The 21,829-nt window shown below is 75.0% G+C and carries 21 protein-coding genes and 1 pseudogene; 8 read left to right on the top strand and 14 right to left on the bottom strand.

Features of this window, described 5'->3' with window-relative positions; translation table 11 throughout:
- Nucleotides 1-43 precede the first annotated feature (43 nt).
- On the bottom strand, nt 44-442 hold the full coding sequence (locus tag ACFW6A_RS17175) for a rodlin (RefSeq protein WP_351844588.1): 399 nt from the start codon (nt 440-442) through the stop codon (nt 44-46).
- 96 nt (nt 443-538) lie between these two features.
- Nucleotides 539-1,573 carry an LCP family protein gene (locus ACFW6A_RS17170; RefSeq protein WP_386641285.1) on the bottom strand — a complete coding sequence of 345 codons (1,035 nt, stop codon included), beginning with the start codon at nt 1,571-1,573 and terminating at the stop codon, nt 539-541.
- A 160-nt stretch (nt 1,574-1,733) separates the two neighbouring features.
- Here ACFW6A_RS17170 and ACFW6A_RS17165 point away from each other — a divergent pair, with 160 nt between their 5' ends.
- Nucleotides 1,734-1,919 carry a hypothetical protein gene (locus ACFW6A_RS17165; RefSeq protein WP_351844584.1) on the top strand — a complete coding sequence of 62 codons (186 nt, stop codon included), beginning with the start codon at nt 1,734-1,736 and terminating at the stop codon, nt 1,917-1,919.
- A gap of 79 nt (nt 1,920-1,998) precedes the next feature.
- Here the strand turns inward: ACFW6A_RS17165 and ACFW6A_RS17160 are convergent, their stop codons facing one another.
- Nucleotides 1,999-2,409 carry a rodlin gene (locus ACFW6A_RS17160; RefSeq protein ID WP_386641282.1) on the bottom strand — a complete coding sequence of 137 codons (411 nt, stop codon included), beginning with the start codon at nt 2,407-2,409 and terminating at the stop codon, nt 1,999-2,001.
- A 218-nt stretch (nt 2,410-2,627) separates the two neighbouring features.
- Between ACFW6A_RS17160 and ACFW6A_RS17155 the strand changes: the two genes are divergently transcribed.
- Together ACFW6A_RS17155 and ACFW6A_RS17150 are read left to right on the top strand one after the other, a co-directional pair.
- Nucleotides 2,628-3,041, top strand: a complete 414-nt coding sequence (locus ACFW6A_RS17155) for a rodlin (RefSeq protein WP_351844580.1) — start codon at nt 2,628-2,630, stop codon at nt 3,039-3,041.
- Nucleotides 3,042-3,216: 175 nt separating this feature from the next.
- The gene (locus tag ACFW6A_RS17150) at nt 3,217-3,450 is read left to right on the top strand and encodes a chaplin (RefSeq protein WP_351844578.1); all 234 of its coding nucleotides are present in this window, start codon (nt 3,217-3,219) and stop codon (nt 3,448-3,450) included.
- A gap of 74 nt (nt 3,451-3,524) precedes the next feature.
- Here the strand turns inward: ACFW6A_RS17150 and ACFW6A_RS17145 are convergent, their stop codons facing one another.
- Both ACFW6A_RS17145 and ACFW6A_RS17140 read right to left on the bottom strand, forming a co-directional pair.
- Complete coding sequence (locus ACFW6A_RS17145) at nt 3,525-4,787, bottom strand: FAD-dependent oxidoreductase (protein ID WP_386641364.1); 1,263 nt, start codon at nt 4,785-4,787, stop codon at nt 3,525-3,527.
- Between the two features lie 44 nt (nt 4,788-4,831).
- Nucleotides 4,832-6,139 (bottom strand): ATP-grasp domain-containing protein, encoded by a 1,308-nt coding sequence (locus ACFW6A_RS17140; RefSeq protein WP_386480465.1) that lies wholly within the window; start codon nt 6,137-6,139, stop codon nt 4,832-4,834.
- A 153-nt stretch (nt 6,140-6,292) separates the two neighbouring features.
- Between ACFW6A_RS17140 and ACFW6A_RS17135 the strand changes: the two are divergent.
- Nucleotides 6,293-7,307 (top strand): annotated as a pseudogene (locus ACFW6A_RS17135) (glycoside hydrolase family 26 protein); the annotation flags it as partial.
- A gap of 632 nt (nt 7,308-7,939) precedes the next feature.
- On the opposite strand, the gene ACFW6A_RS17130 reads toward ACFW6A_RS17135, so the two are convergent.
- The 9 genes from ACFW6A_RS17130 to ACFW6A_RS17090 form a co-directional block, all read right to left on the bottom strand.
- Complete coding sequence (locus tag ACFW6A_RS17130) at nt 7,940-9,088, bottom strand: GNAT family N-acetyltransferase (RefSeq protein ID WP_386641278.1); 1,149 nt, start codon at nt 9,086-9,088, stop codon at nt 7,940-7,942.
- Nucleotides 9,085-9,759, bottom strand: a complete 675-nt coding sequence (locus ACFW6A_RS17125; protein ID WP_351844570.1) for a lipopolysaccharide biosynthesis protein — start codon at nt 9,757-9,759, stop codon at nt 9,085-9,087. Before ACFW6A_RS17125 ends, ACFW6A_RS17130 begins: the two co-directional genes overlap by 4 nt.
- Before the next feature lie 44 nt (nt 9,760-9,803).
- The gene (locus ACFW6A_RS17120) at nt 9,804-10,949 is read right to left on the bottom strand and encodes a glycosyltransferase (RefSeq protein WP_351844569.1); all 1,146 of its coding nucleotides are present in this window, start codon (nt 10,947-10,949) and stop codon (nt 9,804-9,806) included.
- Nucleotides 10,946-11,749 carry a polysaccharide deacetylase family protein gene (locus ACFW6A_RS17115; RefSeq protein WP_386641275.1) on the bottom strand — a complete coding sequence of 268 codons (804 nt, stop codon included), beginning with the start codon at nt 11,747-11,749 and terminating at the stop codon, nt 10,946-10,948. The genes ACFW6A_RS17120 and ACFW6A_RS17115 overlap by 4 nt, the downstream gene beginning before the upstream one ends.
- Nucleotides 11,646-13,580: a lipid II flippase MurJ gene (locus ACFW6A_RS17110; protein WP_386641272.1), complete on the bottom strand. Its 1,935-nt coding sequence runs from the start codon at nt 13,578-13,580 to the stop codon at nt 11,646-11,648. Before ACFW6A_RS17110 ends, ACFW6A_RS17115 begins: the two co-directional genes overlap by 104 nt.
- 118 nt (nt 13,581-13,698) lie before the next feature.
- Nucleotides 13,699-15,039, bottom strand: a complete 1,341-nt coding sequence (locus ACFW6A_RS17105; protein ID WP_386480450.1) for an O-antigen ligase family protein — start codon at nt 15,037-15,039, stop codon at nt 13,699-13,701.
- A gap of 2 nt (nt 15,040-15,041) precedes the next feature.
- Entirely contained in the window at nt 15,042-16,496 is a 1,455-nt protein-coding gene (locus ACFW6A_RS17100; protein ID WP_386641269.1) for an exopolysaccharide biosynthesis polyprenyl glycosylphosphotransferase, read from the bottom strand.
- On the bottom strand, nt 16,493-17,665 hold the full coding sequence (locus ACFW6A_RS17095) for a glycosyltransferase (protein WP_386480447.1): 1,173 nt from the start codon (nt 17,663-17,665) through the stop codon (nt 16,493-16,495). The genes ACFW6A_RS17100 and ACFW6A_RS17095 overlap by 4 nt, the downstream gene beginning before the upstream one ends.
- Entirely contained in the window at nt 17,631-18,689 is a 1,059-nt protein-coding gene (locus ACFW6A_RS17090; protein WP_386641265.1) for a DUF3344 domain-containing protein, read from the bottom strand. Before ACFW6A_RS17090 ends, ACFW6A_RS17095 begins: the two co-directional genes overlap by 35 nt.
- A gap of 379 nt (nt 18,690-19,068) precedes the next feature.
- On the opposite strand from ACFW6A_RS17090, the gene ACFW6A_RS17085 reads away from it, so the two are divergent.
- The 4 genes from ACFW6A_RS17085 to ACFW6A_RS17070 all read left to right on the top strand — a co-directional run.
- A complete protein-coding gene (locus ACFW6A_RS17085) occupies nt 19,069-19,308 on the top strand; it encodes a chaplin (protein WP_351844556.1) in 240 nt (79 codons plus the stop codon).
- A gap of 273 nt (nt 19,309-19,581) precedes the next feature.
- A complete protein-coding gene (locus ACFW6A_RS17080) occupies nt 19,582-20,463 on the top strand; it encodes a hypothetical protein (RefSeq protein WP_386641262.1) in 882 nt (293 codons plus the stop codon).
- 244 nt (nt 20,464-20,707) lie between these two features.
- Complete coding sequence (locus ACFW6A_RS17075; protein WP_351844552.1) at nt 20,708-20,980, top strand: hypothetical protein; 273 nt, start codon at nt 20,708-20,710, stop codon at nt 20,978-20,980.
- Nucleotides 20,981-21,315: 335 nt separating this feature from the next.
- On the top strand, nt 21,316-21,829 hold a 514-nt coding region (locus ACFW6A_RS17070; RefSeq protein ID WP_386641259.1), incomplete at its 3' end, for a hypothetical protein.

Below are 21,829 nucleotides of genomic sequence, written 5' to 3'. Positions count from 1 at the left end.
CGGAGAGGGGCGACGGGGCCGCGCCGTGGCCGAGCGGGGTCGCTCAGCTGTTGCCGGCGCCGTTGCCGGACAGCACGGGGATGTCGCTGAGGATGTGCGACAGCGGCTCGTCACCCTTGGCCTGGGTGGAGTTCTCGACGCACTGCTGGTTCTGCGGGGAGGACAGGACGTTGATGTCCTGGACCGCGATCGGGATGGCGCCGATCAGCGAACCGGCGTTGACCTTGGCCGGGAGGCCCACGCACGGCTTGTTCAGGGAGCCCTGGACGAGCGCGAACTGCGGGCTCATGTTGCCGTAGGTGGCGGAGTTGCCGAACTCCTGGTGCGCGCCGTTACCGGAGAGCGAGGTGGTGCCACCGTCATCGGCGATCGCGAGCGCCTGCCCGGCCGTCGCGCCGACGACCGAAACAGCCACCGCAGCGGTCGCGAGGAGCTTCTTCATGTTCTTGCCTTTCGGATGACTGGCTCGCGCTGAGTGCCGAGCCGTGCTGATCAACTGGTCGGAGCCGCGGAGGTTCCGGTAAGTCCACCGGACGGCCTACGGGCAGATGAGCGAAGATCCCCGGACGGGCTCGTAGTCGGCGACGGAGAGTTCGCTGGGCGCGACGGCGTCGCCGGGCGGCAGCGGGCGGTCGGCGCGGAGCCGTGCGAAGACCTCCGCCGCCCCCTCCTCGTCCCAGCCGACGGTGGACCCGACCCCCTCGACGAGCGGGTTGAAGCCCCGCACGGGCACCGTGGCGAGTTCGGTGCGGGAGGGGCCGACCGCCTTCAGCCGGCCGGCGAGTTCGAGGAGTTCGGCGGCCGAGAGGCCGCGCTCGGCGGCGGCGGTGCCGTGCAGCGTCGAGGCGAGCGCGCGCAGCCGCGCGGGGTCCTGGAGGATCCCGCCGGACCGGATCCGGTCCAGCGTGTTGACGAGGAACTTCTGCTGCTTGCGCATGCGGCCGAAGTCCATCTCCCCGTCGGCCTTCCGCGAGCGCACGTACTGCAGCCCCTCGCCGCCGCCCAGCCGGGTGGTGCCGGCCGCCAGGTCGAGTCCGGTCGCCGAGTCCTTCAGCGGCTTCGCCGTGCAGACCGGCACGCCGCCGTCGACCCGGTCGACGGTGTCCATGAAGCGCCGGAAGTCGATCTCCAGGTAGCGGTGCACGTCGAGTCCGGTCAGCGCCTCCACGGTCTCGATCGCCAGCGCCGAACCGCCCTCCGCACGGGCGGCGTTGACCTTCGCGAGGTGGGCGTCGTGGACCTTGCCGGTCCGCCGGTCGGTGTGCGGTCCGGGGAGTTCGGCGAGCGAGTCGCGGGGCAGCGAGACCACGCTGACCCGGTCGTTCCCCTCGGACACGTGCACGACCATGATCACGTCGGTGCAGTCGCAGCCCTTCCCGCCGAGCCGGAAACGTTCCTTCTCCTCGGCGGTGAGGCCCGCGCGGGAGTCGACGCCGACGACGAGCAGGTTCAGTCCCCGTGCCGGGGACGGGAGTTCGGTGGGTCCGCCGAGGGCGGAGGCGAGGGCTCCGGGGGCGAGCGCGAGAAGCGCCGCCGGAGCGATCAGCAGTCGCCACGGACGCGGGAATCTCATGCCCGCACGCTATTTCGACCCCGCTCGCACACAGGTACGCGACGCGACATCGGGCGCTTGAATCACTCCGTTGCGAGGCTTGTGTAATGATGCGGGAATAGCAGCGGAAGGAGCGAGGATGGCGCCGCCGGATTCCGGTAATCCCGGGAAATGGGAACGGATGGCCTTCATTCCGAAGAGCCGGTACGTGAGCGAGCCGCCGACTGCCGACCCGATCCGGTCCACCCGGCAATTCCCCGTCTATTCCGCCCTGGTGACCCAGTGGGTGCAGGCGGGACGGGCGGTGCCGGGCGTGCCGGACCGGGAGTGGGAGCGGCTGATGTCCACCCCCGTCTGGCCGCGCTAGCCGGGCCCGTACGCGCGAAGGGGCCGCCCCGGCGGGGCGGCCCCTCGGCGTGCGGACGCGTCGCCGGGGAGGCGGAACGTCAGCCGTTGGCCACGCCGTTGCCCGACAGCACCGGGATGTCCTCCAGCAGGTGCGACAGCGGCTCGTCGCCCTTGGCCTGGGTCGAGTTCTCGACGCACTGCTGGTTCTGCGGGGAGGACAGGACGTTGACGTCCTGGACGCTGATCGGGATCAGGCCCACGAGCGAACCGGCGTTGAGCTTCGCCGGCAGGCCGATGCAGGGCTTGTTCAGGGAGCCCTGGACGAGCGCGAACTGCGGGCTCATGTTCCCGTAGGTGGCGGAGTTGCCGTACTCCTGGTGGGCGAAGTTGCCGCTCTTGGAGGTGGTGCCGCCGTCGTCGGCGATGGCGAGGGCGGGGGTGGCCGCGGCGGCGGAGGCGCCGACGATCGAGGCGGCGGCGGCCGCGGTGGCCATGACCTTCTTGATCACGGTAGTTCCCTTCTAGAACCGGCTCCGTGCAGGGAGCCCCCTGGTCAACTCGCCCCGGAGCCACGGGTTCCGCCCTGTCACCCCGATGGCGGAGCGCACGCGGCAGCGCTCGCCGCGGTTCCCAGTCGATCGGGTGAAGCGCCGGAACCTCCCCTCCCGGCCGCAGTTGATCCGGTCGCATCAATCACGTCGATTGGTGGGAACAGAACGGATTCACCGTGATCAAGAAGATGATGGCGGCCGCGGCCGTCACCGCTTCGGCCGTCGGCGTCGCCGCCGCGGCCGCCGCCCCCGCGATGGCCATCGCCAACGACGGCGGCACGACCTCCCTCTCCGGGAACGGCGCCCACCAGGCGTTCGGCAACTCCACCACCGCCGGCAACATGAGCCCGCAGTTCTCCGCCGTCCAGGGCTCGCTGAACAAGCTCTGCCTGGGCGCCCCGGTCAAGGGCAACGTCGGCTCGGTCATCGGCGTCCTCGTGCCGGTCGCGGTCCAGGACGTCAACGTCCTGTCCTCCCCGCAGAACCAGCAGTGCGCGGAGAACTCGACCCAGGCCAAGGGCGACGAGCCGCTGTCGCACGTCCTGGAGGACATCCCGGTCCTCTCCGGGAACGGCATCGGCAACAGCTGATCCCGCAGCGCACCGCAGGGCCGGAGGAATTTCCTTCCTCCGGCCCTGTGTCGTGCGCGCAACGGAGTGAATGCCGGGCGCGGGACGGAATTCCCGGTTTCCTCCGAGGGAGGGTGTCGTTGTCCGTGTGTGTGGCGGAAGCCGATCTTCCGCCGCGGAATAGGAGCCAGACGAAATGAACTGCAAGAAGGCCGCCGCCGTCATCGCCGGAGTCATCATGGCCATGGGCGCGGCCACCCCCGCCTTCGCCGACGCCGACGCGCACGGTGCCGCCATCGGTTCGCCGGGTGTCCTCTCGGGCAACGTCGTTCAGATCCCGATCCACATCCCGATCAACGCCTGCGGCAACAGCATCAACGTCATCGGCGCGCTGAACCCGGCCTTCGGCAACGTCTGCGTCAACGACTGACGCGGGTCGCCGCGACCGCGAGGGCGGCAGCACCCGGCCCCGGGGAGCGCATCGCTCCCCGGGGCCGGAGCCGTCTACGCCCGCACCCCGGCCGCCCGTCCGCCGCTGCGCGGCCGCCCCACCGCGCCACCCCCGCCGGTCCCGGCGCGCAGCCGCCGCCGCACCCCGCGCACCAGGCGGTCCGCCGTGTACTTCGCGCCGAACACGAAGCGCATGGACGGGCCGTACGAGGGGGCGGTGAGCAGACCGGCCAGGAAGAGGCCAGGCCAGGACGACTCGAAGAGGGCGCCGGTCTCGGGGGCGCCCGCCGGGCCGACCGTGCGCAGCGCGGACCGCAGCGCCGGGTCCAGGACCCCGGCCCGGTCGAGGGAGGGGACGAAGCCGGTGGCCGCGACCACGTGGTCGGTCTCCAGGACCCCGGCCCCGTCCGGGCCCTCGACGTCCAGCCGGAGGCGCCCGTCGCCGGTGACGGCCGCCGCGGCGATCCGGTGCCCGAGCCGGACGTCGGTGACGGCGGCGAACCGTTCGCGCAGCCACCAGGCGCCGGCCGGGCCGAGCGCCGAGTCGAAGAGCCGGGCCCGGGTGGCGGCGGGCAGCCGCCGGAAGGCGCCCGGGGCGTCGGCGTACAGCTTGTTGGTCCAGCCGCAGCCGAGCCCGGTGTGCGGGGCGCGCAGAGCGGCCCACGGGCCCCGGTGGAGGGCGGGCGGCAGGGTGTTCCAGCGGAGCCGGTCCGCCCGGGTCACGATCCGTACGGCCCCGGCCCCGGCCTCGGCGAGCAGCGCGGCGGTCTCCAGGGCGGCCTGCCCGGCGCCGACGACGGTGACGTCCCGCCCGGCGAGGGCGTCGAGCCCGCCGTGGTGGCTGGAGTGGGTGACGTACCGGCGGGGGAGGTGCCGGAGCGGGCCGGGGACCTCCAGGAAGGGGAGCACCCCGACGGCGAGGGCGACCGTGCGGGTCCGCAGCGACTCGCCGTCCTCGGTGGTGACGGCGAAGCCCTCCGGGGCGGGCGCCACCGAGACGATCAGCCGCTCGTCGACGCCGGGGACGGCCCGCCGGGCGAACCACTCGCCGTAGGCGGCGAAGAAGGAGACCGGGAGCGGCACGCCGTGCTCGGCGCGCACCCCCCGGGCGGCGGCGTAGGCGTCGAGCCCGTACGACCCCGCCGGGTCGGAGAGGTGCGAGGCCCACGGCTCGGACTTCAGGAACATCCCGGAGGGCATGGCGTGCCAGGACTCCATGGGCCGGCCGAAGGTGACCGGGCCGAGGCCGCCGGCCGCCGCGTGCGCGGCCACCGACAGGCCGTAGGGGCCGGCCCCGACGACCACCAGGTCGAGCAGCCGATTCGTCTTCGCCATCGCGTTCGCCGTCCTGTCTTCCGTCTTCATCGCCGGGTGAGCTGGGTGGAGGAGGTGCGGGTCGCCTGGCCCGGCAGGGCGGCCGGGTGCCGGGGGCGGCCGGCCGCGAGCCGCCGGCGGAGCGCCGCCAGGGCCCGGCGCAGCAGGTGGGCGAGCCAGGCGCGGCCCATCGCGAGAGCGGGCGCCGGGTCGTCGGCGGCGAACCAGGCGCGCTCGGCGGGCTGCCGCCCGTCGCCCGGCCCGGGGGCGTACCGGCGGCCCGGGGAGGCGAGCAGCGAGAGCGCCGCGTAGTTCTCGACGACGAACCGGCGGCCGTACGCGGGGGAGTGCGGCGGCACCGGCCGCCCGGTGAGGTCCAGGTGCAGGGCGCGCACCACGTCGAGCCCCTGCCGGTCGGCGAAGAGCCGGAACTGGGCGCCGGGGCGCGGGTTGAAGTCGAGCAGGTGGTAGGCGCCGGTGGCCCGGTCGAGCCGGAAGTCGAGGTCGCACACGCCCCGGTGGCCGAGGGCGTCGAGCAGCTCGCGGGAGATCCGGTCCACCTCCGGGTTGGGCGCCCAGCGGCCGACGGCGGTGAGCCCGGCCGCGTCCGGCCAGGACCGCTCCTTGCGGCCGGTGGCTCCGACGGCGCAGCGGCCCGCGGAGTCCGCGTACCCGTGGAAGAACCAGTCGAGGTCCCGGCCCGGCGGCAGCCGTTCCTGGAGCAGCAGCCGGCTGCCGGCCTGCGGGGTGCGGCCGTACAGCTCCCGCACCTCGGCGAGGGAGCGGAGGACCGCCGTGCTGCGCAGCCCGGCCCCGGCCGGCAGCAGCCAGGGGCGACTCCACTTGGCGATCACCGGCAGCCCGAGCGCCCACGCCATGGCGGCGGCCTCGTCGGCGCTGGTGGGGATCTCGGTACGGGGGTGGGGCAGGCCCAGCTCGGCGCAGGTCACGGCGAGCGCGGCCTTGTCCGCGACCCGAAGCAGCTGCTCCTCGGTCTGCGCGGGCAGCAGGATCCTGCCCGCCAGTTCGGTGCGGCGGCGGGCCAGCGCGAGGGCGCTGACGTCGTCCAGCGGCACGGCCAGCACGGGATCTGACGGAGCGTCGGTGATCTCCCCGGCGGTCCGGAGCAGCAGCGCGGCCAGCTCCGTGGAGGCCGCGGAGGCGGGCCGGGGGCGGACCGAGCGGACGTACCGCGAGCGGGCGACGGGGCTGTCGTCCGCCTCGACGACCGCGTGGACGGGGATCCCCGCGCGGCCCAGGGAGCGGGCCGCGCCCAGGGTTCCGTGGTGGAAGGGGTTCCGGTCGAGCCGTACGAGGACTGCGGGTACGCGGGTGTCGAAAGGCGGCACGGGCATGGCCCCTTCATCTCGGGTGCCCCAACTGGGCGATGAAATCCTCTAATGGACTATGGAGCGGAGGGAAGCCGAGTTCACGGTCGGCTCATTAGGAATACTTTCGGAGTATCGGATTGACTGGGCATCAAATGGCGTGCGTGCGAAGGAGCGGCCATGGAATCTGTCGGAGGAACACCGAGAAGAAGAAGACGTACATGGCTGGGGGTGATCACCGCCGGCCTCCTCGTCTCGGGTTCGGTCGTGCTGTCGGCACCCGCCCACGCCGCCGCGCCGCCGACGTCCGAGGACCCCGGCCCGACTCTCCCCGCCGCCACGGCCATGGGGGCCTTCCTCGATTCCGGTTCGCTCGGGGTGACCCGGATCGGCCAGCTGGAGCGCTGGCTCGGGGGCCGTGAACTCCGCGTCGGCCACACGTACCTGCCCGGCGACCTCTGGTCCAACATCGAGGGCCCGCCCGGCTTCCTCGACGCGTGGGCCGACTGGCGCAACGCCAAGCGCGACCGGATGTTCGTCCTCAACGTCCCCATGCTGGAGCGGAACGAGGCCGGGGTCCCCGACCAGGAGGTACGCCGCCGGCTCCAGCTCGGCGCCGCGGGCTACTACGACCACCACTTCCGCACGCTCGCCCGCCGGCTCGTCGAGGCCGGCGCGCTGGACACCATCGTGGTCCTCGGCTGGGAGATGAACGGCACCACGTACACCCACCGGTGCGGGCCCGACCCCGACGCGTGGAAGAAGTACTGGAACCGGATCGTCACGACCATGCGGTCCGTGCCCGGCGGGAAGTTCCGCTTCGACTTCAACCCGAGCCGGGGCCGGGACGCGGTGCCGTGGACCGAGTGCTACCCGGGCGACGACGTCGTCGACATCATCGGCATGGACTCCTACGACCAGCCGCCCGGCGCCGACTTCGACCGGCACGTGAACGAGCCGTACGGGCTCCAGAAGCAGGTCGATTTCGCCGCCGAGCACGGAAAGCAGATCTCCTATCCGGAATGGGGGCTCTTCCGGAACGGCGACAATCCGACGTACATGCGGCGCATGCTGGAATGGATCCGGCAGCACAAACCGCTCTACCACACCATCACGGACTACTGCCCGCACGGCGTCTGGCAGTGCGACGACAATCCGCAGTCCTCACGGGTGTTCCGCGAAATGCTGTACGGGGCGGAGCCGTCGGTGCCGGTGGATCCGGTGGATCCGGTGGATCCGGTGGATCCGGTGGATCCGGTGGATCCGGTTGACCCGGTTGACCCGGTCGACCCGGTTGACCCGGTGGATCCGACTGTCCCTGAGCCGAAGCCGGAGCCCAAGCCGGAACCGAAGCCTGAGCCCAAGCCGGAACCGAAGCCGGAGCCCAAGCCGGAACCGAAGCCTGAGCCCAAGCCGGAACCGAAGCCTGAGCCCAAGCCCGAGCCGAAGCCCGAGCCGAAGCCCGAGCCCAAGCCTGAGCCGAAGCCTGAGCCGAAGCCGGAGCCCAAGCCGGAACCGAAGCCTGAGCCGAAGCCCGAGCCGAAGCCGGAACCCAAGCCGGAACCGAAGCCCGAGCCCAAGCCGGAACCCAAGCCGGAACCGAAGCCCGAGCCCAAGCCGGAACCGAAGCCGGAACCGAAGCCCGAGCCCAAGCCGGAACCCAAGCCCGACTGTTGGAAGGTCGAGCTCGGGGACTGGGTGGAGAGCTGGATCGGCGGGCCGGTGTGCGTGCCGAAGGAGACGGGGTGGAAGGCCGAGCCGAAGCCCGGCCTCGGCCTCGGCCTGGACTGGAAGGGGACGCTGAACGGCGTCTGGCCGTTCTGACGGTCAGCCGCCCGGTGCGGACGCGGGCGCGCGGCCCGGGAGGCGGGCGAGGAGCCGGCCGGCCCAGGCCCGCTCCCGCGCCTGCCGGGCCGCCCAGCGGCGCGCGTCGGCCGCGCCGGCGTGGAGCCAGAGCAGCGGGGCCGTGCCGCGGCCGGTGAGCAGCAGCCGCCGGTTGCGGACCGGCTCCGGCCGCCAGTGCTGCTTGTACGGCTCGCTGCCCCGCAGCATGCTCAGCGTGGCCCGCCCGCCCGCGCTGGTCTCGCGGGCCCCGTGCCGCAGCAGCATCGCGGCGACGTCGACCTTCCGCTCCCGCAGCACCGGGTCGGCGCCGTACAGATAGCCGCCGGCGAGGCGCGGGGACATCAGGGTGAGGTCGGCGGCGACCACGTCCCCGCCGAGCCGGAACTCGGTGACCATCGCGTCGCCGCGCTCCACCATGGGCCGGACCGCCCGGGTCAGGTGCTGGGCGAACCGCTCGCTGGTGTGCTCGGCGGTGACCCCGCGGCCCCGCCACTGGAGCTGGTGGAGGGCCAGCAGCCGGTCGAGGGCGGCCGGCACGTCGGGGCCGGTCACCACGTGCGCGTCGATGCCGAGCGCGTCGAGCTTGCGCAGCTTGGCCCGGACCCGCTGGGCCTTCCCTGAGGGGATCCGTTCGAGCAGGCCCTCCATGGGGACGGCGGGCAGCTCCAGGCAGAGCGAGTCGGGGAGCCGGCGGCGCGGGCCGCGCCAGTGCGCGAAGACCCGTTCCGCGGCGGCGCCGGGCCGCACCTCCCGCAGGTCGACGACCGCGCCCCGGGCCGCGCGGGCGACGGCGCCGGCGAGCGCGGCCGCCGCCTCGGGGCGCCCGTCGTCGAGGAGGACGTCGGTGAAGTCGGTGATGGCGCCGCCGAGCTGGGTCAGCACCGGCAGCGGCCCGCGCGCCCGCATCAGGGGCGCAGCCGCCAGGAGCGTGCCGTCCCCGTCCCGTACGAGCACCACCCGCAGCGCGCCGGGGCGTCCGTACGAGAGCCACCAGGAGTGCAGCCAGGAGTGGGACTGGAACGGCGTGGCCGAGGAGCAGCGCCCGTACAGCGCCGTCCACTCGGCCGCCAGCCGCCCGAAGTCGCTTGTGTCACGGCAGAGTTCGGTCCGCAGTGTTCTTCCCGTGGTCACACCGCCTCCGGTTCCGGCTGGTGGGCGGCGGGCGCGGGCACGGAGGCGCCGGCGGCCGTCCCGGGGCGGGAGTGGCGGCCCTCGCCGCGTCCGCCGGCCCGCTTCGGCCGGACGAGCAGCGCGAGCCCGCCGAGCAGCCCGCCGGCGCAGGCGCCGACCAGGGCGGAGAGCGGCGCGGACGGCGACACCGGGGCGGCCGGCTTGGTCGCGCGGGAGAACTGGACGACCTTCACGCCCGTGCTGCCCGCCACGTGCGTGGAGTTGAGGACCAGCGCGCGGGCCACCCCGTCGGCGATCGCCACCGCCTGCGCGGGCTTCGCGGCGCGGGCGGTGAGGGAGATCATCGGCGCGTCCGGGGAGGTCTCCGCCTGCACGCTCTCGCGGAGCGTGGCGGCGCTGACGCCCGCCCACACCTGGGCGTCGCCGGTCACCGCGAGGTCGGTGGCGACCCGTCCGTACGCCTGGGCGAAGCCGAGCGCGGCCGCCGGGTCGGACTTCTCGCCGGGCACGACGATGACGTGGCTGGTGGCGGCGTACTCTGGGGTCTTCAGGGCCCCGTAGCCGCCGCCGAGGGCGGCCCCGGCGGCCACGGCGGCGGGCAGCACCGCCCAGCGTCCGGGGGAGCGCAGTCGGGCGGGCAGGCGGACGGCGCGGGGTGGGGTGGGGGTCATGACGGGCTCTCTCGCTGGGACGGGCAGGGGCTTCGGGGAGGTGTTCACGGGGCGGGGCGGCCGTGCAGGGCCTGGTCGTAGAGGGTCATCAGCCGGTCGGCGCTGTGCGCGATGTCGTAGTGGCGGGCGGCGGCCGGGGCGGGCAGGCGTACGGGCCGGGGGCCGTGCCCGGCCCGCAGCGCGCGCAGGGCGCCGATCAGCTCGGGCACGGACTCCCCGATCCGGCGGGCGCCCGGCGCCGCGTCCGCCGGCAGGTCCTCGACGGCCGGGCACGCCACGTACAGCACGGGCAGTCCCGCGGCGAGCGCCTCGACGACCGCGAGGCCGAAGGTCTCGTCCGGCGAGGTGGAGACGAAGACGTCCATGGCGGCGAGGAGTTCGGGGAGCATCGGCCCGGCGGGCCCGTCCGCCGGCGGGTCCTCGCAGGCGCCGAAGAACAGCACGCGGCCGGCGGCGCCGCACTCGCGGGCCACCGCGCGCAGCTCCTCGCGCCGCTCGCCGTCGCCGACGAGGAGGAGCCGGGCGCCGGGCACCGCGGCCACGGCCCGGATCAGCCGGTCGAAGCGCTTCCCGGGCGCGAGCCGCCCGACGCCGCCGACCACGAACGCGTCCTCGGGGATGCCGAGGACCCCGCGGGTGAGGCGGCGGGCGCGGGGGACGAAGGCGAAGCGGCCGGTCTCGATGCCGTTCGGCACGACCTCGATCCGGTCCGGCGCCACCCCCCACTCGGCGAGCCTGCGGGCCACGCTCGCCGACACCGCGACCGTGGAGGTGCCCAGCCGTTCCGACGCCAGGTAGAGGGCGCGGGTGCCCGCCGACAGGGGGCGGCCCTCGATCTGCGAGGTGCCCAGCGAGTGCTCGGTGGCGATGACCCGGCGGACCCCGCCGAGCCGGGCGGCGAGCCGGCCGTAGACGCAGGCCCGGTAGAGGTGGGTGTGGACGAGGTCGTAGCCGCCCTCGCGGATCATCCGGGCGAGCCGGGGCAGCGCGCCGAGGTCCCGGTTCCCGGTCATGCCGAGGTGGGTGACGGGGGTGCCGTCGGCCTCGATGCCGACCGCGACCGGGCCCGGGTTGGTGAGGGTCACCACCCGTCCCTGGACGGGGAGGTGGCGCAGCAGGAGCCGCAGCTGCTGCTCGGCGCCGCCGATGCCGAGGCCCGTGATGACGTGCAGCACCTTCGGCCCGCTCATCCCAGCACCGCCGCGGCCGGGGCCGCCTGGGCGGGGAGCAGCTCGGCGGGGTGGCGGCGGCGCAGCGGGTGCAGGGCCCGCTTCGCGGTGAGCCGCCACGAGGTGTCGTCCTCGCCGATGTGGATACGGGGCAGGGCGTACGCGCAGGTCAGCGGGCCGGGGTCGATGCCGCAGGCGTAGCCGTACCCGGCCTTGCGCACGGCGCGGACCACCCGCGGGTCGACCGCCCCGTACGGGTAGCAGAAGCCGTCCACCGGGCCGCCGGTGATCTCCTCCAGGAGGGCCCGGGAGCGCCGGGTCTCGTCGGCGAGGGTGGCGTCGTCGGCCTCCGTCAGCCGGCGGTGGGTCAGGCCGTGCGAGCCGATCTCCATCCCGGCGCCGACGATCCGCTCGATGCCCTCCTCGGTGAGCAGCTCCTTGCGCGGGCCCTCGGCGTCCCAGTCGTTGACGCCGCCGAGCCGCCCCGGCAGGACGTACACGGTGGCGGTGAAGCCGTGCCGGCGCAGCAGCGGCAGCGCCGAGTCGAGGAAGTCGGCGTAGCCGTCGTCGAAGGTGAGGCCGACGAGCCCCTTCGCGCGCCCCTCGGCGGTCGCGGCGAGCAGCTCCCGCACCGACACCCCGCGCAGGCCCCGGTCGCCGAGCCAGTGGAGCTGGCGGGCGAAGCGGACGGGGGAGACGGTCACCCGGTACGGATCGTCAGCGGTGTCCGTGATCGAGTGGTACATCGCCACCCACAGGGGCGGCTTCGCCCACAGGGGAGGCTTCGGCAGCAGACGGCGCAGCGCGGTGGGGGCGGGCATGGGCGGTCCTTCGGCGTCGGAGTGAGCGGTGGGGGAGGGGAGGGATCTCCGGCGCCTTGGCGGCGCAGGCGATGAAGGTCAGGAAGACGCCGGCGACGACGAGGCACGCGACGGTGAGGGAGAGCGCCGGCGGGCCGATCGGCACCGAGCAGAGCCAGCCCGCGCCGGTCGCCCCGGCCGCCGCCGCGGCGAGCCGCAGCAGGCCCTCGCCGAGCCGGTCGGACCGGACCGGGACGGTCTGCCGGTGGGCGCCGCGCAGCAGCAGCACGGCGGTCAGGGTGATGCCGAGGGCGTTGGCGGCGGCGATGCCGACGGCGCCCCAGGCCGCCGCGCCCGGCACTCCGGCGGCGGCGGTGGCGGCGAGGCCGGCGGCCATCGCGGCGGCCGGGTACCAGAGGGGGCGGGCGGCGGAGAAGTAGCAGCGCACGAGGGCGCCGACCATGGTCTGGCCGAGCAGCCCGAGCGCGTAGACCCGCATGACGGCGGCCGTGGCGACGGTGTCCCCGCGGTCGAACTCACCTCGCTGGAACAGTAGTTCGACGATCTTCGGGGCTGCGGCGATCACCACCGAGGCCCCCACCAGGACCACCACGGCCGCCAGCAGCAGGTCCCGCTCGACCCGCCGCCGCGCCCCCTCCGGATCGCCCGCGGCCAGCGCCCGCGCGACCACCGGGAAACTGACCGTGCACAGCATCAGCGAGAGGATCATCGGCATCTGCGCGATCTTCTGCGCGTAGTTCAGGTGCGAGATCGCCCCGGACGGCAGCGGCGCGGCGAGGAACCGCTCGATCAGCGTCTGCGACTGCCGGGTCAGCGAGAAGGCGACCACCGGCGCGATCAGCCCGAGCACGATCAGCCGGCCGTCCCCGCCCGGTGCCGCCGCCGGCGCCTCCGGCTCCCGCGACGGCACCGGCCGCGCCCGCAGCGCCCGCAGCAGCGACGGCGCCTGCACCAGCACCATGAACACCCCGCCCACCGCCACGCCGGCGGCGGCCGACCGCACCCCCCACGGGTCGCGCAGGAGCACCATCGTGCCGATGATGCCGACGTTGTACGCCACGTAGATCGCGGCCGGCGGCAGGAAGACGTGGTGGGCCCGCAGGGCCGCCGAGCAGTAACCGACCAGCGCGAAGGTGAGCACACAGGTCGCGGTGAGCCGGGTGCAGTCCACCGCGAGCCCCGGATCGGAGAGCCCCGGCGCGAGCAGCGAGACCACCGCCGGGGCGGCCGCGACCAGCACCGCCGCGGCGACCCCCACCGTCAGGGCGAGCCGGGGCAGCGTCCCCCGGACCAGGTCCCGTACGGGATCCCCCGAGAGCGACCCCGAACGGCGGGCGAGCGCCCGCGAGAAGGCCGGCACCAGGATCAGCGCCATCGCGTCCTCGATGAGCAGCGTCGACGCGAACTCCGGCACCGTCCACGCCACCAGGAAGGCGTCCGTCTCCGCACCGGCGCCGAAGTACCCGGCCAGGATCTGGTCCCGTACGAGCCCGAGCACCGCCCCGACGGCCGTGAGCGCCGCCGTCACCGCCGCCGCCCTGGCGAGGAACCCGCGCCCCTGGCCGCCCGCCGCCCGCGCCCTGACCCGGGCGTGCGCCCGCCGCCCGGTCCGCGGGGGCGCGGAGACGGCCGTGACCGCCCGGGGCGGCGCCGTGACCGTGGCGACCGGGGCGGGCGCCCACACGTCGGCCGTCGGGGTGTGGCCCACCGGACGGTGGACGGCGATCCGCCGGGCCCCGGTGAGACCCGCCGGGGACGCCCCCGCCGCACCGCCCCCCGGCAGCACGGCGGCCTCCGGGGCGCACGGGGAGTCCGTGGCGTCCGGAGGCATGGGGGACCAGGGGTCGGTCAGGGGCTCGCCGCGCGGGGGACACGGCGGGGCGGCGGGACCGCCGGGCCCCGGCGGCGCGGCGTACGCGTCCGTGGGATCCGGCGGACCGGCCCACGGGTCACGCACCGCGCACCCCCGCCGGCGCCTCCGGGCCGGGCGAGAGCGCCCACCAGGCCGCCAGGCCGAAGACCACCGACATCAGCACCGTCGACGGGCCGCCGATGTCCGCGTAGAAGAAGTCGATCAGCTGCCAGGCGAGCAGCCCGCTCGCCACCAGCGCGCACTCCGCACCCGCCCGCCTCCGCCGCAGCGCGCCCACCAGCAGCGCCAGCCAGCTCCCCGCCAGCGCGAGCAGCCCGATCAGTCCCTGCTCGGCGAGGACCAGCAGGTACATGTTGTGCGGCGAGAGCAGCGGCTGCCGCTGGAAGCCCGCGCCCGCGCCGGCCGTGTCGCTGCCGGAGGAGAGCGCCACCGAGGCGTGCGAGTCCCGGTAGTGCGGGAAGCCCTTCAGGCCGATCCCGGTCAGCGGCTCGGAGCGCCACATCCGCCCGGCCGCCGCCCACATCGTGTACCGGTCCGTCACCGACTGGTCCGGCGCCGCCGTCACCCGCGTGATGCTCGTGACCCGCTCCTCCACCATCTGCGAACCGAGCCCGAGGCCGCCGACCAGCACCACCGCCAGCGCCCCCACCGCGAGCACCACCCGCGCCGCCCGGCGCACCCCGCCGAGCAGCAGCTGGATCCCGCAGGCCAGCACCGTCGCGATCCACGCGCCCCGACTGAACGACAGCAGCAGCGGCACCACGAGCAGCCCGACGCAGACCAGCGCGACGGTCCGCGTCCGGCCGGCCGGCGAACCGAGCGCGATCCCGGTGACGATCACCAGCCCGTACGCGACCACCGTCGCCATGCCCATCACGTCGGTCGCCCCGAAGGTGCCCACCGCCCGGACGTCCTCGCCCTGGTACGACGCCCCCGTCCCCGTCAGGTACTGCCCGACGCCCACCGCGCCCTGGAGCAGCGCCAGCCCCACCAGCCCCCACGCCACCACCGCGAAGTCCCGCCGGTCGCGGATCATCAGCAGCACCGCCGCCGGGACCAGCACGAACACCTGCACGTAACGGGCCACGCCCGGAAGGCTCGACGCCGGGTCGTTCGAGGTGACCGCCGCCAGGCAGACCCCGAACACCGGCAGCCCGAGGACCACCGCGGCGGTCCGGGTCAGCGGCCGCGCCCCGTCGCGCAGGACCCGCACGAGACAGACCAGCACCAGCAGGCCCGAGGCCGCGTCGGCGACCGTGCCGGTGCCCCCCGTCCCGCCCCCCGCCCCGTCCGGCCCCGGCACCAGCAGCAGCGCGATCACCGCGAGCACCGGGGACAGCGCCCCGGCCCGCCGGGCCCAGTCCCGGGCGCCCGGCGTCCCCGCGAGGACCGGCGCCGTCGTCACGGCCGTGGCCATCCTCAGCTCCCCGTCGGTCGGACGAGACCGGCCGCCGTGCGGACCAGGATGCAGACGTCCTGCCAGAGCGACCAGTGGTCGATGTAGTGGTTGTCGAAGCGGCAGCGGTCCTCGATCGAGGTGTCGCCCCGCAGCCCGTGCACCTGCGCCAGGCCGGTCAGCCCGACCGGCATCCGGTGGCGGGCCGCGTACCCCGCGTGGATCTTGCTGAACTGGGCGACGAAGTAAGGACGTTCGGGCCGCGGCCCCACCAGGCTCATGTCACCGCGGAGCACGTTCCACAACTGCGGCAGCTCGTCCAGCGAGGACTTCCGCAGGAAGCCGCCGGCCGCGCTCATCCGCTGGTCCCCGGCCACGTTCCACCGGGTCGCCGACTCCGTCTCGTCGGACGGCCGCAGCGTGCGGAACTTCAGCAGCGTGAAGTGCCGACCGTGCTGGCCCACCCGCTCCTGCCGGAACAGCACGCCGGGCCCGTCCGAGATCCGCACCGCCAGCGCGCACAGCGCGAGCACCGGCAGCGCCAGCGCCAGCGCCGGACCCGCCAGCGCGATGTCCAGCGCCCGCTTGGCCCGCGCCCCGCGCCGCTCGGTCGCCGGGACCAGCCGGCGCCGGGCGTACCCCCACACGTGCTCGCCCATCGGCCCCCCGTGCCGCTCCCCGCCGACCCGCCAGGTCGTACAGCCGTAGTGCTGGAAGAGCGTCACCAGCTCCGGCTCGTCGACGAGGAACACCGCCTCGCGGACCGTGTTCTGGATGACCGCCCGGCGGATCTCCTCCGCCGTCGTCAGCAGCGGCAGCCCCGGCTCCAGCGGCCGCTGCTCACCGACCGTCCCGTCCGGCAGCCCCACCACGCCGACCGGCCGCATCCCGTACTCGGGGTGCTGCAGGGCCGCCGCCGCGAACCGGCGGGCCGCCGCCGGCGGGCCCACCACCAGAGCCGACCGCGGCCGCTCCCGGGCGATCCGCCGCCCGCGCGCGAGCAGCACCGCCCGCACCACGGCCGCGACCCCGACGTGCGCCGCGTACGCCCCGCACAGCCGCAGCGGACCGATCGCCAGCTCCGGCGACCAGGCCGCGGCCCCGGCCGCCGCCACGCACCACACCACCCCGGCCCGGGAGGCCAGCACGGGCAGCTCGTCCAGCAGCCGCACGTGCATCGGCGGCCGGTACAGCCCGCCGCGCCCGTCGAGGACGAGCAGCAGCGCGGCGACCGGCAGCAGCAGCCGCGGGTCCTGGTGGACGGGGGCGAGCAGCGCGCCGCCGGCCAGCACGGCCAGGCAGTCGACCGCCCGCAGCGCGCCCGCCCGGGGGCCCGGCCGTGCGTGCGCCCGGTGGCGCGGCAGCGCGAGCCGGCCGGGCAGCCGCCGCCGGGGGGCGAGCGAGGCCGGCCCGAAGGCCGGACCCGCGACCGGCCACGGGCCGGGTGAGGAGGGAACGCTCGTACTTTCCGTGGTCACTGCGCAATCGGCTCTCTGTGCTCGGTGCCCCGCACTCCGGCCAGCTCGCGGTAGATCTCCGCGACGGCCGCGCCGGTGCGCCGCACATCGAAACTGCTGAGGACGTGCTCGTGGGCCTCACGGCCCAGGCGGTGCCGCAGCTCCGGCCGGCCGAGGAGGCGGCCGAGAGCGGCGGCGAGGGCGGCCGGGTCCTCGGAGGGGACCAGGCACGGGGCTTCGTGGCCGGGCGGCAGGCTCTCGCGGGCCCCGTCGACGTCGGTGACGACGACCGGCCGGCCCGCCGCCATCGCCTCCAGCGGCGCCAGCGCCATGCCCTCCCAGCGGGACGGCAGCACGACGACGTCCGCCGCCCGGTACCAGGGGACGGTGTCGCCGACGGCGCCGGTGAACCGCACCGAAGGACCGGCGGCGGCCCGCAGCCGCTCGCCGTCCGGCCCGTCGCCGACCAGCACGAGGCGCGCGTCCGGCACCTCGGCGAGGACCGCGGGCCAGGCGGCGAGCAGCACGTCCTGGCCCTTCTGCCGGCAGAGCCGGCCCACGCACACCACGGTCGGCGCCGGATTCCCGGCGGGCCCGTCGGTCGCGAAACGCGCCACGTCCACGCCGTTGCGCACCACCGACCAGGCCGCCTCGACCCCGGCCGCCTCGCCGGTACGCCGCTCCGCCTCGCTCACGCAGAGGATCCGGTCGGCCCAGCGGGCGCCGAACCGCTCCCAGCGGCGGGCGAGCCCGGCGGTGGTGCCGGTCACGGCCTCGAAGGACCAGGCGTGCGGCTGGTAGACGGTCGGGACCCGCCCGCGCACCGCGAGTCGGGCGCACAGGCCCGCCTTCGCCGAGTGCGCGTGGACGAGCCCGGGCCGGACGGCGCGCACCACCCGGGCCAGGTCGCGGGTCTCCCGGAACAGCGCCGGACCGGGGTCGCGGCCGGCCCGCCAGTCGCGGACCTCCGCGCCCCCGGCGCGCAGTTCCGCGGCGAGTTCCGTGCCGGGCGGGCAGGCGACGACGGGACGCAGCCCGTCCGCGCGCTGGGCGCGCACCAGGTCCACGACGACCCGGGCGACGCCGCCGTCGCCGGGCTGGACCGCGTGCAGGACGGTGACGGACCCGGGGTCCGCCTCGATCGGGGCCCGCACGTCAGCGCCGTACGTCCGCCTGCAGGAAGAGCGCACCGAGCCAGACGGTGTCCTGACGGCTGCCGAGCCGGACATGGACACCGTCGGCCCCGCTGCGCAGCGCCCCCCGCAGATCGAAGACGTCGGAGTCGTACCCCAGGGTGTTCCCGGCGGCGGGGAAGCGCGTGGTCCCGGCCTTGCCGAATTCGGTGATGCTGGAGTTCAGGACGTCGTTCACGGAATTGGCGGAATCGCCGATCGGAGTGGACTTCCCGCGGCTCGTCCGCACCTCCAGGTAATCACCGCGAGTTCCCCGGTCGCCGTCATAGGCGATCACTCCGAGCCGTCCCTCGGCGCCCTTCGGATAACGGTGCCCGTCGAGTGCGACGCGCAGCTCGCCGGAGCGCGGGCCGGCCGTCTCGAACCCGTCCCAGACGCTCAGCCGGCGCAGCGGCTCGTCGTCCTTCTCGTACGCGGCGACCAGCGTCCAGCCGCCCCAGCCGCCCACCGCGCTGCGGCCCATGGCGACGTTCACCTGCGCGACCGTCCACTGCCCCGGCGCGGCCCACCGGACCAGCTCGGTGACGTCGGCGGAGGCCTGGAAGGCGTCGGCGCCGTCCCCCGCGCGGTGGCCGACCAGGGTGTCGGCGAGGACCGCCTTGTACCGCCCGCCGGGCTCCGCGACCAGCACCCGGCCGCTGTCCTCCGGCGGCTTCTGCTCGCCCACCCGCAGGTTCCCGCCCCAGTACAGGCGGGCCCAGGCGATCCGGGCCCCGGCCGGCACGCGCAGTTCGGCACGGCTGGAGTTGTACGTGCGGGGGTCGTCGTCCACGTCGACGTAGGCGATCGCCGCCCCGTCGTTGGCCGTCTCGGTGCCCCGGGCGCCCTTCGCCGCGGTGTTGGCGGCGCGCACGATCCCGCCGTGGAGTTCGGCCTGGTAGCGCGCGGCGAAGGGGACGCGGGCCGCCTCCCCCGGCGCGGGCGGCGCGGCGGCGGCGGCGAGCGGCGCGGCGGACAGAACCGCGCACGAAAGGGCGCACCACACGCTGCGACGCACAGCAAGAACCGCTGAATTCCGCATACAGGTTCTCCGCTTTGATGAGAGAAGGAAGGGAAGACCCGTGAAGACCGGGGCAGGGGGAGGTGTCGTCCGCACGAAATGGGTGAACGCGCGGCGGGCCCGGAAGCAACGCTCGGGAACGTTATAACCCCGGCGCCGGGCGATAGTAAGCATTAGATGCCCGGAAACGCTAACTCCCGTATCCGCGCGGCCGGTTCCTCGTTGAGCGTGTTGCGCCTTTCTTCGGCCCGGCGCTCGAATGACCCCCGGGTGGCCCAAAGATCGGTTGAACGTCACCCGTTCGGGAGAGCAACCGATGAAAATCCGGGGCGTTGTTGAGGGAGCCGGGCCGAACAGTCCGCGCAGTCCGAGTTGGAAATCGATCGAGGAGAACTTCTCCATGTCCCGTATCGCCAAGGCCGCCGTTCTGACCGTGGGTGCCGCCGCCGCGGTCGCCGGTGCCGCCGGTGCCGCCTTCGCCGACGCCGGCGCCGAGGCCGCCGCCGTGAAGTCCCCCGGTGTCGGCTCCGGCAACGTCGTGCAGGTCCCGGTCCACGTCCCGGTCAACGTCTGCGGCAACACCGTGAGCGTCATCGGCGCGCTGAACCCGGCCTTCGGCAACGCCTGCGTCAACGCCTGATCTCGCACGTCGGGTCGGTCCTTCCGAAGCCGGTGCGCCCACCCCGAGGGTGGGCGCACCGGCTTTTTCCTTGTGGTCACTGGGGCGGTACTCGTTCGGGCGCACGCCTGTGCGCCGTCCGGTGCAACGGCGTACGCCCCCAGGAGGGGCAGCCGGGAGGACGGATTCACCCGAACGGAGACGTGGCGCTCCGTAGCGCAGCGGTTGCGGAGGGCTATACCCGCAGGCACCGTGGGAGGGCAGTTGTCCGACGCATAAGGAAAAGGAACACATATGCGTCCCCTGGCTTCACGCCGCCTCACCGCCCTGGCGATATCCGCCGCCCTCACCCTCGGCACGGCGGGACCCGCCGTCGCCGGCGAGCTCCACCCGTCCCCCGCGGCCGACCGGGCCGCTCACGCCCCGCTTCCCGACGCGGCCGCCCTACTGGCCCAGACCAAGGCCCTCGCGGACGTCGGCGGGGTGACCACCCCCGTGACCGAACTCGTCACGGCGGCCCTCCGGGCCGACGGCGGCCAGGTCCCCGCCGCCGACGCCGAGGCCCTGAAGGGCAAGATCCAGGCCGCCGTCGACCGGGCCAAGGAGGCCGCCCCCGCCCCGGTGCCGGAGACCCCGGCCCTCCCGGAGCCGCCGGTCGCCCCGCCCGCCGTGGACGCCCCCGTGACGCCGCCGGCCGTCGACGCCCCGGTCGCCCCGCCGGCCGTGGGGGCTCCGGTCGCCCCGCCCGCCGTGGAGACTCCGGCCGGGCTTCCCGTGAAGCCGCCGGTCACCCTGCCCGTCGCGGCCGGGGCCGCGGCCGCCAAGGCGGGGAAGGCCGCGCCCGAGGACCTCGTGGACGACGCCCTCGCCTCCGTGGAGAAGGCCGTCGCCGGACTGCTGGCCGCCGTCACCTCCGGGGACGCCGCCGGTGTCGTCCCTCAGGTCACGGCCACGCTGACCTCGCTGGTCAACCTCGCCGTCGCCACCGTGCTCGGCAGCGGCCTGCCCGCGCCGGACCTGGCGGGCCTGCCCGCGCTCCCGGCACTGCCGGTCGAGGCCCCGCCGCTGCCCGTCGACCCGCCGGTCGAGGCGCCGGACCTGCCGGTCGACGCGCCGGTGAAGCCGCCGGTGGCCGCGCCCGAGCTGCCGGTGAAGCCGCCGCTGCCGGTCCGCTGACCCGCCCGCACCACCCCGCCCCGTACCGGTCCGGCCTCCCCGCCTGGCCGGTACGGGCACGTGTGCGCCCGGTCATCCGGAAATAGCACCGGTCCCCTTCGATCGGGTGCAGTGTCGAGAAATCCTTCCTCCTGGAGTTTCCGGGGAGCGAACCTCTCGTTACAGAAGACGGAACGACGTACGGGAATTCCCCAAGAAGCCTGTGCGGAACGTGAGTTGAAAGAGCAGAGGAAGGATTCTCCCCATGAAGCCCACCAAGGTCGCCGCGGTCGTCGCCGGTTCCCTCATGGCCCTGGGTGCCGCCGCCCCCGCCATGGCCCAGCAGGCGCTGACGCCGACCAGCCTGAACGGCGGCCTGGAGGCGATCGCCGCCAACGGGCTGAAGTCGGACGTGCTGAGCAGCACCACCGAGGGCTCCCCGGTCAAGTCCGTCACCGACACCGCGACCCAGCTGAACCAGACCGGCAAGGGGCTCCCGCTGGTCGGCGGCCTCCCGGTCAACCCGCTCGGCGGCTGATCGAATGATTTTCTGACCGGTCGCCGTGTGGCCTGGACACCACACGGTGTGCCGCTCCCTACTCTCGGGACCGTCCCACGCGAACGTCCGCGGGGGACACGGCCGGACGGAGCGAGGGGGGATCCTCGCCGGTCTCTCCCTTTCTCCCGAGGAAGAGCGGTATGCGGTCCATCATCAGCAGGAAAGTACTCACCGCGGCGGCAGCGACCGGTCTGCTGTCGCTGACCGGCGGCTTCGCCCTGGCCGCGAACGCGCACCCCGGTACGGGCGACACCCCCGGGCCCGGCAACGGCCAGGCCCACGCCCCCCTCTCGCCGGAAGTCTGCGGTGCCGGCATGGACCTGGGCGGCTACGTGGCGTCGGCCGTCGGAGACCTCTGCGCCCACGCGACGGAGGAACCCGACGGCGGCTACGGCGAGGAGCCCACGCACCCGCCGACCCAGCCGCCCACGCACCCGCCGACCCACCCGCCGACGGAGCCTCCCACGACTCCGCCCACCACCACCCCGCCCACCACGACTCCGCCCACGACCACCCCGCCCACCACGACTCCGCCCACGACCACCCCGCCCACCACCACTCCTCCGACCTACCCCCCGGGCGAGTGCGAGGAGCCGGAGCCGGGCGAGGAGCCGGAGCCGGGGTGCGAGGAGCCCACCACTCCGCCGCCGACCACGACCCCGCCCACCACGACTCCGCCGACCACTCCGCCCACCTCTCCGCCGTGGACCCCGCCCACGAATCCGGACGAGCCCCCGGGCGAGTGCGAGGAGCCGGAGCCGGGCGAGGAGCCGGAGCCGGGGTGCGAGGAGCCCACCACTCCGCCGCCGACCACGACCCCGCCCACCA

Origin of the sequence: Streptomyces sp. NPDC058758 (assembly GCF_042746075.1) — a bacterium.
Taxonomy (GTDB): Bacteria; Actinomycetota; Actinomycetes; order Streptomycetales; family Streptomycetaceae; genus Streptomyces.
Note: the sequence above shows the minus strand (reverse complement) of the source record. Positions and strands in the feature narration are given on the sequence as shown.

Excerpts from the sequence above, each read along its gene's own strand:
- ACFW6A_RS17175 (WP_351844588.1), bottom strand. The coding sequence starts at position 442 with ATGAAGAAGCTCCTCGCGACCGCTGCGGTGGCTGTTTCGGTCGTCGGC.
- ACFW6A_RS17170 (WP_386641285.1), bottom strand. The coding sequence starts at position 1,573 with ATGAGATTCCCGCGTCCGTGGCGACTGCTGATCGCTCCGGCGGCGCTT.
- ACFW6A_RS17165 (WP_351844584.1), top strand. The coding sequence starts at position 1,734 with ATGGCCTTCATTCCGAAGAGCCGGTACGTGAGCGAGCCGCCGACTGCC.
- ACFW6A_RS17150 (WP_351844578.1), top strand. The coding sequence starts at position 3,217 with ATGAACTGCAAGAAGGCCGCCGCCGTCATCGCCGGAGTCATCATGGCC.
- ACFW6A_RS17140 (WP_386480465.1), bottom strand. The coding sequence starts at position 6,139 with ATGCCCGTGCCGCCTTTCGACACCCGCGTACCCGCAGTCCTCGTACGG.
- ACFW6A_RS17125 (WP_351844570.1), bottom strand. The coding sequence starts at position 9,759 with ATGACCCCCACCCCACCCCGCGCCGTCCGCCTGCCCGCCCGACTGCGC.
- ACFW6A_RS17120 (WP_351844569.1), bottom strand. The coding sequence starts at position 10,949 with ATGAGCGGGCCGAAGGTGCTGCACGTCATCACGGGCCTCGGCATCGGC.
- ACFW6A_RS17115 (WP_386641275.1), bottom strand. The coding sequence starts at position 11,749 with ATGCCCGCCCCCACCGCGCTGCGCCGTCTGCTGCCGAAGCCTCCCCTG.
- ACFW6A_RS17110 (WP_386641272.1), bottom strand. The coding sequence starts at position 13,580 with ATGCCTCCGGACGCCACGGACTCCCCGTGCGCCCCGGAGGCCGCCGTG.
- ACFW6A_RS17105 (WP_386480450.1), bottom strand. The coding sequence starts at position 15,039 with ATGGCCACGGCCGTGACGACGGCGCCGGTCCTCGCGGGGACGCCGGGC.
- ACFW6A_RS17090 (WP_386641265.1), bottom strand. The coding sequence starts at position 18,689 with ATGCGGAATTCAGCGGTTCTTGCTGTGCGTCGCAGCGTGTGGTGCGCC.
- ACFW6A_RS17085 (WP_351844556.1), top strand. The coding sequence starts at position 19,069 with ATGTCCCGTATCGCCAAGGCCGCCGTTCTGACCGTGGGTGCCGCCGCC.
- ACFW6A_RS17080 (WP_386641262.1), top strand. The coding sequence starts at position 19,582 with ATGCGTCCCCTGGCTTCACGCCGCCTCACCGCCCTGGCGATATCCGCC.
- ACFW6A_RS17075 (WP_351844552.1), top strand. The coding sequence starts at position 20,708 with ATGAAGCCCACCAAGGTCGCCGCGGTCGTCGCCGGTTCCCTCATGGCC.